Genomic DNA, 12,457 nt, shown 5'->3' with positions numbered 1-12,457 from the left:
AGAACCTCAAATTTCCAAAGCTAAGAAAGTCTTACCGCTCCTTAAGGCAGAATTAAGTGTCTCTCCATTAAAAATAAACGGGTAATAACTGACAAGAAACCAACCTCTTAAACTAGACACAATAATGGTTTAACGCTGTCCATTATGATGTATTGGTTCTACGATCCTTCTATCCATATTCTGTATAAAATAATTTTTTTAACAGACACTATAAAAAACGTTGAAGGAAATGATAAGAATGACAGAGCGTAATAATAATGAGAGCTTGCCAGGTTATGAAAAAATTAAATCGATTCTTAATGAATCACCCGACTTGAATTGTCGAAAGATTGAAGCTGGACAAGTGGGGATTCATATTATTTTCATGAAGAATTTAATTAAGCCAGAGATTCTAAATGAATATGTCATTAAATACATTGAACAACTTTCTGTAGAATACTTACATTACACCTATTTAATGAAAAACATTCCTATAGAAGAAATAATGGTAAATATAGAGGAACAAGAAGTTATCTCTTCCCTATTAAATGGATTTGCTTATATTTATTTCTTAGAAGAGAAAAAGGGATTCATGGTGAACTGCGCAAATCCCATTGAACGCTCTATTGAGAAAGCAGAAACAGAATCGTTAGTATATGGACCTAAAATTTCGTTCACTGAATCATTAACTTCTAACGTTAAGATAATCAGACAAAATCTAAATGATTATAATTTGTGCACGGATGAAATAAAGATTGGGGAACGCGTTCAAAAGCAAGTAAGAATTGTATATATAAAAGATATTGCGAACGATGACACTCTTCAGACACTTAAGGAAAGGATTAAACAATTAAAAACGGATAATATAAGTGACAGTGCCGTTTTGGCTCAATGCCTAGAAGATAATCATTACTCTTTATTTCCACAATTTATATTAACAGAGCTGCCCGATCGATTCATCTACTCGATTATAAACGGGCGAATTGGTGTTTTTATAGATGGTAGCCCAGTAGGGATTATAGGTCCTGCTAATTTTTTCTCATTTTTCGAATCAACAGAAGATATCTATTTGAGATGGTCTTTAAGTACATTTATTCGTTTTATCCGATTTTTTGCTATGGTAGGTTCTATTTTTTTAACAGCCATTTATGTGGCTGCCATGACTTATCATTTTGAACTCATACCATCTAAATTGTTATTTATCATTGGACTATCACGTTCACAAGTTCCTTTTCCGCCCTTATTAGAAGCACTCTTACTAGAATTGTTAATTGAGTTACTTAGAGAATCTGGTGCCCGCCTTCCTTCAAAAGTAGGACAAACAATGGGAATTGTAGGAGGTATTGTCATTGGCCAAGCAACGGTTGAGGCAGGATTAACTAGCAATATTTTAATTATCATTGTTGCATTTAGTGCATTAGGGGCATTTTCGGCTCCTATTTATGAAATGGGCACTGCTGTCAGAATTGCTAGATTTCCAATCATTATTTTAGCAGGTGTTTGGGGGTTAAATGGAATCATTTTTGGTATATGTATTCTAATGGTTCACTTGTTAAAATTAACTTCTTTAAATAAACCTTATCTTGCACCTCTATATCCGCTAAGAATGAAAGATTTGCAATATTTTTTAATACGTCTCCCCCACCATTTTTATATGAGGCGACCGTTAGTAAATCGACCAAAAGACTCCATTCGCCTGAAGGAGCGATTAAGAAATATAACAGATTTAGATGAATTTTGAGGTGCAAAATGAAATCAAATATACGATTTGTTAACGCCTTTATGGCGTTTTATATCATACACACTTCGCAAATTGGTATGGGAATTCTTGAAGTTCCAAGAATTGTGTATCTAGAATCAAAAAAAGATGCTTGGATATCCATTTTACTATCTGGTTTATTCGTTAGCTTGATTACATGGTTAATGATTTCTATCCTAAAAAAAAATGAAGGTGGTACTCTTTTTGAAATTCATGAACATATATTCGGACGCTTGATTGGTAGTATTTTTAACTTCCTTATTGTCATTTACTTTATTGCCGTCCATTATTCGATTACCATTAGTTATGTCGAGTTGTCACTAACATGGGGATATGAAGGTGTCTATGAATGGGTCGGGGTATTGGTTTTATTAATATTAACCATTTATGCTGTATCCGGCGGATTTAGAGTAGTGACCGGTGTTTGCTTCTTATCCTTTTTATTGACTATATGGCTGCTATTTGTTGTGTACCAACCACTTCAAACCATAAACCTAACTAGGATTTTACCTATTATGACGACAACTCCTTCAGAAATTATGAAAGGAGTTTTCAAGAGCAGTTATACAATGTTAGGTTTCGAGACGTTATTTTTTATTTTTCCATTTATAAAGGAGAAAAATAAACTACAGCTGTTTAGTCAAATAGCAGTCTGGTTTACGACCATTCTTGTTTTAATAACAACTGTTGTTTCTATTTTATTTTTTAGCGCGAAAGAATTAGAGAAGAATGTATGGCCTGTTGTCAGCATGATTAGCACGGTCCATTTTCCATTTATTGAGCGCTTTGAATTTGTTGCGGTTCCATTATGGATTTTAGTTATTTTTCCAAACCTATGTATCACTCTGTATATTTCTTCCATGGGTATTAAACAGATTTTTCATATAAAACAGAAATATGGAATATGGCTCATCTCCATTATCCCTTTTATCTGCAGTTTTTTAATTACTAAAAGAGTAGATAATAATTATTTTTTTGATCAAATTGGCAAAATTGGATTTTTTCTGTGGTTTATCTATCCGATTTTCTTGTATGGAATAACCATTATAAAATCAAAAATCAATACTCGTTCCAGAAGGAGTTGAAAGAATGAAAAAAATTGTTATTCTGCTGTGTTCTCTTCTTTGTACTGCATGTATGGCCCCTGAAAAAATAATAGAAATGCAAGGAATTTCAACGATTATTGGTTTTGACTTGCTTGATGACAATACATACAAAGGCACTATCAGTTTGTTACAATTTGACCGAAAAGAAGAAAAGACAAGTGTAACCCTTTCTGCCGACGGAACGACTAATAAACAAATCAGACAAAAACTAGAGGAACAGACAAGCCATGATATTACGTCTGGTCAATTAAGGACCATACTGTTTAATAAAAATATGGCAGAAACAGTAGGAATTTCTTCTTTTCTGGATTCTATGCAACGAGATAGCAGTATCAGTTATTTAATCTTTTTGGCCATTACTGATAATGCTGAGGAGACGATTAAAAATAAAAACTATGAAGAATATCCCGAAATGGGATCCTATATCTATCAACTATTGGATAAACACGAAAAGAAAGAAATGTTAGTCAACTCCAACTTACATGATTTTATAACCACACTATATGAAATTGGTATCGATCCTACCCTACCCATGATAAAAAATGCAAATGGGGTAGCACCTTCTATAGATGGTGTTGCATTATTCAAAGAAGATAAAATTGTTGGATCTATTTCGTTGATAAACACCCTTTACATAAAATTATTCACAAATAATAAGGCATTTTTAGGGGATATAACTGTAGAGATTGCTGCTGAAGAACTAGAGAAAAGAGGTATGGCCGAACTCAACCTTCCTAAAAGTGATATTTATAAGATTACACTTCATCCAATAAAGTACAAAGGAAACATTGAAATAAAGAACGAAGAATTGGTTCATTTAAATGCAACGATTTCCGTTTCAACATTAGAATTTCAACCATCTATTTCTGTGAAAAATAAAGATTCACTAAACAAAATGGAGCAACTAATTGGTGAAGCCCTAAACAAAGAATTTGGATATATACTTGAGGAATTTAAAAATTTAAATACGGATCCCATTGGCATCGGAAGAAAAATAAGAAGTGTTAGAAAATATTCCTATTTAACTGAGGAAGATTTAAGACAAAAATATTCAGCACTAAAGATAAAACCAAATATAAAGGTGGAAATTAAGCGAACTGGAACAGTTGATTAACATGTTTTTTTAGGAACAAAATCGTTAACGCGACTTAACCACGACCCAAGTCTTAAAGGCTAAAGTTACCTTTAACCCTCCAAGACTCGCTACGAGTGAATGGCTAGTTCTTGCTCGACGGGAATCCCACCCGTATTTAACATCTCGTAAGAAAATTAACCTTAGTCCAAAATTGACTAAGGTTTTTAAACTTTTTACATTTTTTCGACTATGCAACAAAATTAAATATGATAGTTAACCAATATATGTTGTTCATTTTTGTAAACAAAACCTTGATAGATTCGAAAAAAAGATGTTCTCCCAAGGGATTTTAAATATCATGATTCGACTAATGGAGTATAAAAAATAGTCTTCCCTTTTTGTCATACCTCAATAGGTAATAAGAACATACATTAACCTTTTAAAATAGGGGTTACTTTGTCGATAGCTTTTTGTAACTTTTCGCTATTTAACCCATACATTTGTTTAGCTTCATTTGATTCCGTTCCAAGAGCAAATAGTTCTAAATCGGCCTGACATTTTTTCATAGTTGAAAGAATTAAAGGTCTTTCTTGAGGAGATGGTACTTGCAACTTATCATCAAAAAGGTCAACCGTTAGCTCTCCAAAAGAATTAATTTGTCCAAGAAATACATTTTCAACCGTAACCCCTAGTTTATCTAACTCTGAATGTAACCATGCACGACTTCTTCCAATTGTAGCTAGTGGTTCATCCATTATGACCCCATCCATAATGACAGTTTGAGGCTCTTTGATAGAAGGAATGGATAAGTTTAAATCCTTTGCTGTTAAAGGTTGGTTCTCCTTTTTTAACATGACGGATAAATCTCCCGTTGCCTCTAATACAGCAAATTCTACATCAGCTACCTGATAACCATCCTTCTTACGAAGTAATTCTAACAATTCATCTGTCGTGTATCTTTCTTTTTTCAAATTATCTTCCATGATTTTTCCATCTTTGATAAATACAGTTGCTTTCCCTTCTATAAAATTACGAAAACCTTTGCTTTTTAAGGAAATTAAACCAGCGAAAAAGGGGATAGCAGCAAAGATGACTATTCCAATGACTCCGTGAAAAATATTCCGTTCAAGTCCCATAGCTACTTCTGCTCCAATACTTCCAATTGAAATACCGGTGACATATTCAAAGAAAGATAGTTCAGAAATTTGCTTTTTCCCTAACCACTTTGTAATGAAAAATAAAACAACAACAAAGAATGCTGATCGTACAGCTATATCTAACCATTCAGGCACTGCTTGACACCCCCTGTAAATATAGTTTATCTAGAAACCCTTGTACTGAAGTTCCTCTCCTTCTAACTCTCCGACTCTTTTTTTTAAATCTTTTGTTACTTCGTGTACGACCATCATAGTCTCATGTAAAGTTCGCTTCGATTTATCATCAAGAGTCCGTAAGGCTAAGCTCGAAAGACTTGCTTCTACCCCTTTTAGACTGGAAAAACACTGTTTAACATCTGAACCTACTGTCATCCAAATTCTCCTTATCCTTTTGGTTTAAAAATTAAAGCTCCTAACATGCCGAAAACAATGGCAGCTGAAATACCAGAACTAGTTACTTCGAACATTCCTGTCATCACACCCACTAACCCATGTTTTTCGGCTTCTTGCATCGCACCATGTACAAGAGAATTCCCAAAGCTTGTAATAGGTACTGTTGCCCCAGCCCCAGCAAAATCAATCAAGGGTTCATATAAACCAAACCCATCTAAAATAGCACCCATCACTACAAGGGTACTTAACGTATGTCCCGGTGTAAGTTTGAATACATCAAACATAATTTGCCCAATGATACAAATCAAACCGCCTACTGTAAAAGCCCAAAAATAGATCATATTTATTATTCACCTCCGTATTCAATCGACACTGCATGGGCAATACAAGGAATGGTTTCATTTTGCTGAAAGGACAATGGTGAGAGTAGAGCACCTGTAGCTACGACTAACATTTTTTTAAATTCTCCTTTTTTCATGCGGTTTAATAAATGACCATAAACGACCGTTGCTGAACAGCCTGCACCACTTGCTCCTGCTAAAACAGGTTGTCCCTCCCGATAAATCATAAGACCACAATCTTGGTATTTTTCTTCACTAATAGGGATTCCGTGCTTTTTAAATAGATCCATGGAAACTTCCTGTCCAATCTGGCCCAGGTCCCCGGTTACAATTAAATCGTAATAAGATGGCTCAATATTTCGTTCCTTTAAATGGGCTTCAATGGTATCAACCGCAGCTGGCGCCATTGCTCCTCCCATATTAAATGGATCTGTTAAGCCCATATCAATCACACGTCCAATTGTGGCAGAAGTGACACGAGGTCCTTCCCCAGAATCACATAAAAGGGCGGCACCTGCACCAGTAACAGTCCATTGTGCAGTAGGTGGTTTTTGACCGCCGTACTCAGTTGGATAACGAAATTGTTTTTCAACAGCTGTATCATGACTAGATGCTCCTGTTAATAAATATTTCGCTCCTTTCGTATTCACAATATAAGCACCTAGAGCCAGTCCTTCCATAGACGTAGAGCAGGCACCGAATAAACCAAAATACGGAGCTCCAATTGTTCGACTAGCAAAACTTGTCGGAGTTATCTGGTTGATCAGATCCCCAGCTAGGATAAATTGAACTTGATCTTTTTGGATGCCCCCTTTTTCCATGGCTTTTTGACAGGCTTCTTCAAAAAGGACTTTATGTGCCTTTTCATAGGAATCCTGTCCAAGCCATAAATCAGCATGAAGGAGATCGAAATCTTCTGCGATCGCTCCGTTTGCTTCAAATGGTCCTCCAACTGTTCCAGTTGAAAGTATCACTGGTTTTTGTTCAAAAATCCATGTACGATGACCTGCAAGCATTATAAACCACCCCACTGGATTAAAATGGTTTTGATGAGGGCAATGACAAAAGCAGAAAAAACACCAAATAAAATAACCGCCCCTGCTAATTTAAACATGTTGCCGCCTACGCCCAGTACAAATCCTTCGGAACGATGCTCAATGGCAGGTGATATGACCGCATTGCCAAAACCAGTTACGGGTACAGCTGTTCCAGCCCCTCCAAATTGGGCCATTCGATCATATACACCAAAACCAGTAAGAAGCATCGTAATAAAAATTAACGTACCCACTGTCGGATTTCCGGCCGTTTGCTCAGTAAAATCAAAAAAATAAATGTAGAAGTCAGAAATACACTGACCGATCAGACAGATAGGACCACCAGTTATAAAGGCCTTTATACAATTTTTAACAACCGGTCTTTTAATCTCTCGTTGTTTTTGCAATTTTTGGTATTCCTGTTGCACAGGAGTAAGTTGTTTCTTTTGATTATTAGACATAACTCGATCCTTTCTCTTTATGTTTGTTCCTTCATTAGACTTTTCAGTTTATTTAAATCCTTTTTTAAGTTTTTCTCATTCGTATCGTTTTTTTTCAGTCTCTGTTCTATGTTTTCAAGTTCCCAGAACATTTTTTTATCACTCGAAACAAATACATTGTGATCTGGATACATTTTTTTTAAGTCAGATTTAACTGACTTCTCGATATTTTTTAATCGGAAACGGTTGAAATTTCTGACTTTTATCGCTACTAAAAGCTCATTATTTGTATTCACAGCCTTTACATCCGAAATTTCTTCCTTAGTGATAATCTTTTCTTTAGCATGATTGGCAACAGATTGATCAATTGGTTTACTTGTATGTACTTGTGAAATACTCAAATCATTATAATTATCTAACTGATTTTGGTTTCCGTTACACCCTGAACCCATTCCGATAAGGATTAAAATGAAAAATAATATTTTCACTTTCATTCACTAGTGTTGCATAAATATTGTCGCAATTTTCAGTCTGATTATCCTCCTTGTTTAGAGCCAAAAAGGTAAATACCTATTCAAAGGTGGCTCCATCCATTTGGGTTTTTTTTTACAATTAGACTTGTGCGACAACAACAATTTGCTTATTAAGGGATGGCTTTCCCTTCAATCTTTCGAAGCCAGATATGGGCTGGTTTCCACAATGCAGCCCTTAAATAACGGCTAATTTGTAAGGTTTTTCGCTTACTTCTTGTTTCAAGTTGTACGAGAACATGTAGGCAAAAAACAATCAGTGCGATAAACACTTGGTTTTGAATCGCCCATTCACTTTGACCGTAGAACTTTTTGATGCTGAGATGCTGTTTGATCCATTTAAAGAACAACTCAATTGCCCACCGTGATTTGTACATCTCTGAAATTTCTTCGGCACTCAAATCAAAACGATTGGTAATTAAATGCAGTTCATTTCCTTTTGAATCCATCACTTTTAGAAGACGAAAGTAATTTTCAGCACGGTTTTGAGTCGTACCAATCAACACCATTTGATCTGACAAAACAGCTGAATTCTCGGGTAGTTTAAAATTATAAACTTCCCGTATGACTGCGTTTTTCCGTAGCCTTGAAAGAAAAAAGTAACCATCATCTGTCATTCGGTCAAAGCGCTCGTAATCTAGGTAGCCACGGTCAAACACATACATGCATTCTTTATCATCAACCATGATTTCAAGCTGACCACGATCATGTTCTTTTGCCGTTGTTAAAACAGCCTTTTCAGGATAGGAACTCCCTTTTTCCATAAACACAAGTCTCAAATGCAACTTGACACCCGCTTTTGTTTTGCGGAACTTTGCCCATTTATGATTGGTCAAATTAAGTGGCAATGTGCTTGAATCAATGATTTTTAACGGCATAATAAGCTTTGTATAATGTGTTTTTGCATGAATTTGTGCGACTAAATCAAGGAAAAGCCTTTGAAATAAATCTGGATTTATACCGTTTAATCGGCGTGAGAGCTGAGAAATACTGATTGAATCAAGATCAATGCCTTTTTGTAGTTGGTCGTCGAAAAGACAATCGCTTAGCTCATGCAAACTTTCGACTTCTTGTAGCTGTGCAAAAAGGAGTAATTTTAGAAATGAGTCTGTTTTTAGTTTTTTCGTATAGTAATCTAATTTCAACGTTTTCACGGTTTCTTCAAAAAGTTGAAGATTTATTGGTGAAAACCATTGTCCAAATGAAGTTTTTCGTGTAATCTTGTCCATGTGTTGGTCCTTTTTTAGTGGATTTGGACGGGTTACCACCTGACTTATCCATTATAAAGGACTTTTTCTTTGCACAAAATAATAAAATTGAACATTTTGAGTATTTTTAATAATGAAAATAAATTAATGCAACACTAGTGCTTTTATATCATTTTATAATGCCCAATCAAACTACCTCAGAAAACTCGTTATAATAAAGAAAGGCGGAATTAATTATCTCAATGATTTAATATCTTTTACTATTTGATCATATGGAACATTTGACACAGCAGAATAATCTTTCACAATCATTCCATTTTGATCTACTAGAAAGAATTGTGTACCATGTATAACCTGATTGTTATTTTCTGGCTTTTTAACGATGGTCTTGAAATTATTTAACGCAAATTTTTCAATTTTTTCCTGTGAGTAACCGGTTAGGAAATGCCAATTTGCAGAACTTAGCTCATAACGGCTCATAAATTCTTTTATTTTATCGGGTTTATCAACTTCTGGATCTACACTAAAAGATACAAACGTAATATCTTCTATCCCTTCCTCTTGTAACTGTTGGTAAAGCTTTGTCATATTAGCTGTCATCGGTGGGCAAACAGTTTCACAACTTGTAAAGATAAAATCTGCAAACCAAACCTTTCCTTTTAATTCTTCTAATCCTATATCTTTTCCATCTTGTTTTTTAAAAGTAAATTCGTCTATTTCCCAATTTAAAGGATCTTTAATACCTTGTCCACAACCGGAAAGCAGCAGACTAAATAGTAACAAAAAAGGTAAAGTATATTTTCGCAAAATTTATCTTCCTTTCTTTATTAGTGATGGTGGGAACCACTGTTATCATTTGGTTCATCTTGCTTTTGTGATTCTTTCTCCAGTTTTTCAAGTTCTTCTTCCGTTGCAGTTCCTACAGCAAATTGTTTCTTTGGCATAACGTGCAAACCACGGGCAGTTACATGGGTTTGAATATAATAGAGTCCATCCTCTTTAAAGGTCTGTTGGATACTGTATATACCGTCTTTTTCATGTTTAGCATCAATAAGTTTGCTATCTTCCTTGCTGTTAATCTTCCATATTTCAAATTTAACCTCATCTGCATCATCTACAGTATCTGACCCCTGAGATAGCTTTACACTCAATACACTTTCTTTATTGAGGGGAATTCTACCGGGAATCATTATTTCGGCATTTACCATTTTAGGAGTTTCATTATTTTTTTGATTGTTATTTGCCGTACACGCTGATAGGAGTAGTAAAGCAGCAATTAACGCAAACGTTGATAATAGCAATTTATTCATTTTGCGTATGACACCTCCGGGTAATAAACGTATTTCTAACCAATCCACTGTTTAACCTTTGTAACCCTCTTAATAACTAACCAATCTAAGATCCATACCATTATAAGTGACAGCCCCACTAGAGGGAAGAAAATGCTAAAAACAAGGATTATTATGGCCACTACCTTTAACATCTTAAAGTTTTCTGGTAATGATGGTGCACCCAATTTTCCTTTTGGTCTTCGTTTCCACCACATCACAAAGCCACTAACAGCAATCATCACAATGCCAATTACTAAGGCAAGTATGAAAAGCTGACTAATTAATCCAAATTCACCTTGATGGAATGCAATACCAAGTGAAATTAATTTTCCTAATGATCCATAGTCTTTCCATCCTAAATCAGCTAAAACTTTCCCACTATACTGATCAATGTGTAATGTCTGTTGTGCCCAAGGCATAGGCCGATTAGGGTATACATTCGCTGGATCTAGAAAAACAGTGTAAACCCCTGTATCATCCATTGGAAATACTATTTTATAACCTGGATGAACCTTTTTCTCTTTTACAGTTTCTACGACTTTCTCGACGGAAATCAGAGTTACACCTTTGGCATTTGACTTAGGAACTGGCAAATTTTCTGCGGCCCACGGAACATCTGCCACTTCTTTAGTTGGAATAGTCGACTTAGGAAATGCGTATGACTCCCAAGGCTGAAGGCCAACCGGGCTACCAGACCCCGTTTTCGATACTATCTTGTTCGCTGCATCGCCCCAAACTCCGGACCACATAAGACCAGAAAACAATTGAATGATGATAAATAAGGACAACCAAATAGCTGTGACTGAATGCAGATCGCGCCAAAATACACGTTTACCTTTAGACATTCTTAATCGTGGTATCAATGTACCGAAAATAGACTTTTTGTTACGTGGCCACCATAGATAAACACCGGTAATAATTAAGATAACGGCCCAGCATGCAGCAAGTTCTACTAATCGATTTCCGATAGTACCACCCCATAATTCACCGTTATGTAAGTTTTTAACAAATGCCATAAAACGGTCATTCTCATTTAAGTTTCCAATGATATTACCGTTATACGGATTGACATACACAGATACACTTTCTCCGTAGTCATTCATACTAACAACAGATGACCTATTCGCTTCAAAAGAAGGTGTGAAACTTGTTATTGCTGCATTTGGATAGTACTTTTTGACTTCTTTAATTTGATCAGCCGTGGATATTTTTTGTTCCCCTTGCTGTACGTAATAAAGATTATGGTACATATTATCTTCAATTTGTGGCTTAAACAGGTAAATCGCTCCTGTTATAGACAAAAAAATGATTAACGGTGCAAAAAAATGCCTGCATAGAAGTGCCATCTCCATACCGATTTATATAGAGAGGCTTTTGTGTGTTTTTCAGTCAATTCATTTGGATTCTTAATTGTTGTGTCTATTTTTACAGATTCCATTCTTTTCCCTCCTTACTTTTTATGGCAACAACTTTTGCCGTGCATTTGTACAGATATAGCTTCAATTGCTTCTTCAAAATTATATATTTCTCCACCGAATCCCTTTTGGAACTGCTTAGCTTGTTTAATAGATTCAAAAGCAATAACTTGTGGTTGACAACAATTCAAATTAATTTCTGCATTCATAAGGAAGGTTGCCATCTTAGCACTAATAGTTGTATCTTTCAAAAAATCATGGCAAATAATTTGTGAGACATCCTTTTCTATATCTTGAAATCGAAGAAGTCCACAATGAGGACAGCAAGTATGCTCCACTTGCTGATTTCTTTTAATCAATTGAACAGAAAATCTGGAATTTGTGTCTTTAAAACAATAAGAACAACGGCTTGAAGATTCGTATGATGTTGAAACAAGAGTAATTCCATTAGATGTTTTTGAAATCTTTTGTTCATCAATTAAAGGCTTTAAATCCCTATAAACGGTCATTTCGGAAACCTCTAGTCTTTTACTGATTTCAGAAACCCTCAAAGTCCCTTCCCGTTCCAACCATGATAAAATTTGTTGTTGTCTTTCAATCGGCAACATTTCTCACCATCTCCATTTTGAATGTTTAGTTAATAATCTTTCTAGATTTGTATCTGTAATCAGCCTACTTTATTTAAAACA

The 12,457-nt window shown here is 35.2% G+C and carries 15 protein-coding genes; 3 read left to right on the top strand and 12 right to left on the bottom strand.

The features are described 5' to 3' along the window. Positions 1-238: 238 nt before the first annotated feature. From HHU08_RS24210 to HHU08_RS24200, 3 genes are read left to right on the top strand one after another with little or no spacing between them, the layout of a single operon-like run. Positions 239-1,720, top strand: a complete 1,482-nt coding sequence (locus HHU08_RS24210) for a spore germination protein (protein ID WP_169189602.1) — start codon at positions 239-241, stop codon at positions 1,718-1,720. Positions 1,721-1,728: 8 nt separating this feature from the next. Continuing rightward, positions 1,729-2,823: a GerAB/ArcD/ProY family transporter gene (locus HHU08_RS24205; protein WP_169187808.1), complete on the top strand. Its 1,095-nt coding sequence runs from the start codon at positions 1,729-1,731 to the stop codon at positions 2,821-2,823. Positions 2,824-2,827: 4 nt separating this feature from the next. After that, positions 2,828-3,958, top strand: a complete 1,131-nt coding sequence (locus tag HHU08_RS24200; protein WP_169188630.1) for a Ger(x)C family spore germination protein — start codon at positions 2,828-2,830, stop codon at positions 3,956-3,958. A 392-nt stretch (positions 3,959-4,350) separates the two neighbouring features. Here the strand turns inward: HHU08_RS24200 and HHU08_RS24195 are convergent, their stop codons facing one another. From HHU08_RS24195 to HHU08_RS24145, 12 genes are all read right to left on the bottom strand, one after another. After that, complete coding sequence (locus HHU08_RS24195) at positions 4,351-5,211, bottom strand: DUF421 domain-containing protein (protein WP_169189518.1); 861 nt, start codon at positions 5,209-5,211, stop codon at positions 4,351-4,353. A gap of 30 nt (positions 5,212-5,241) precedes the next feature. Continuing rightward, the gene (locus HHU08_RS24190; RefSeq protein WP_169189517.1) at positions 5,242-5,448 is read right to left on the bottom strand and encodes a DUF1657 domain-containing protein; all 207 of its coding nucleotides are present in this window, start codon (positions 5,446-5,448) and stop codon (positions 5,242-5,244) included. Between the two features lie 11 nt (positions 5,449-5,459). Then, positions 5,460-5,810: a stage V sporulation protein AE gene (gene spoVAE, locus HHU08_RS24185; protein ID WP_169189516.1), complete on the bottom strand. Its 351-nt coding sequence runs from the start codon at positions 5,808-5,810 to the stop codon at positions 5,460-5,462. Positions 5,811-5,815: 5 nt separating this feature from the next. Continuing rightward, positions 5,816-6,826: a stage V sporulation protein AD gene (spoVAD, locus tag HHU08_RS24180; RefSeq protein ID WP_169189515.1), complete on the bottom strand. Its 1,011-nt coding sequence runs from the start codon at positions 6,824-6,826 to the stop codon at positions 5,816-5,818. Further along, positions 6,826-7,305 (bottom strand): stage V sporulation protein AC, encoded by a 480-nt coding sequence (spoVAC, locus tag HHU08_RS24175; protein ID WP_169187796.1) that lies wholly within the window; start codon positions 7,303-7,305, stop codon positions 6,826-6,828. The genes spoVAD and spoVAC overlap by 1 nt, the downstream gene beginning before the upstream one ends. 17 nt (positions 7,306-7,322) lie before the next feature. Further along, complete coding sequence (locus tag HHU08_RS24170) at positions 7,323-7,778, bottom strand: YhcN/YlaJ family sporulation lipoprotein (protein ID WP_160549937.1); 456 nt, start codon at positions 7,776-7,778, stop codon at positions 7,323-7,325. Between the two features lie 149 nt (positions 7,779-7,927). Further along, entirely contained in the window at positions 7,928-9,043 is a 1,116-nt protein-coding gene (locus HHU08_RS24165) for an IS4 family transposase (protein ID WP_016201461.1), read from the bottom strand. Positions 9,044-9,256: 213 nt separating this feature from the next. Continuing rightward, positions 9,257-9,832, bottom strand: coding sequence for an SCO family protein (locus HHU08_RS24160; RefSeq protein WP_169189759.1), 576 nt, complete (start codon positions 9,830-9,832; stop codon positions 9,257-9,259). Between the two features lie 17 nt (positions 9,833-9,849). Continuing rightward, positions 9,850-10,332 carry a FixH family protein gene (locus HHU08_RS24155; RefSeq protein WP_169189514.1) on the bottom strand — a complete coding sequence of 161 codons (483 nt, stop codon included), beginning with the start codon at positions 10,330-10,332 and terminating at the stop codon, positions 9,850-9,852. A 35-nt stretch (positions 10,333-10,367) separates the two neighbouring features. After that, positions 10,368-11,699, bottom strand: coding sequence for a PepSY-associated TM helix domain-containing protein (locus tag HHU08_RS24150; RefSeq protein WP_235678886.1), 1,332 nt, complete (start codon positions 11,697-11,699; stop codon positions 10,368-10,370). Then, positions 11,663-11,791, bottom strand: a complete 129-nt coding sequence (locus tag HHU08_RS25620; RefSeq protein ID WP_268927085.1) for a hypothetical protein — start codon at positions 11,789-11,791, stop codon at positions 11,663-11,665. The genes HHU08_RS24150 and HHU08_RS25620 overlap by 37 nt, the downstream gene beginning before the upstream one ends. A gap of 12 nt (positions 11,792-11,803) precedes the next feature. After that, complete coding sequence (locus HHU08_RS24145) at positions 11,804-12,376, bottom strand: DeoR family transcriptional regulator (RefSeq protein WP_169189513.1); 573 nt, start codon at positions 12,374-12,376, stop codon at positions 11,804-11,806. Positions 12,377-12,457: the final 81 nt, after the last annotated feature.

Origin of the sequence: Niallia alba (assembly GCF_012933555.1) — a bacterium.
Lineage (GTDB): Bacteria > Bacillota > Bacilli > Bacillales > Cytobacillaceae > Niallia > Niallia alba.
Note: the sequence above shows the minus strand (reverse complement) of the source record. Positions and strands in the feature narration are given on the sequence as shown.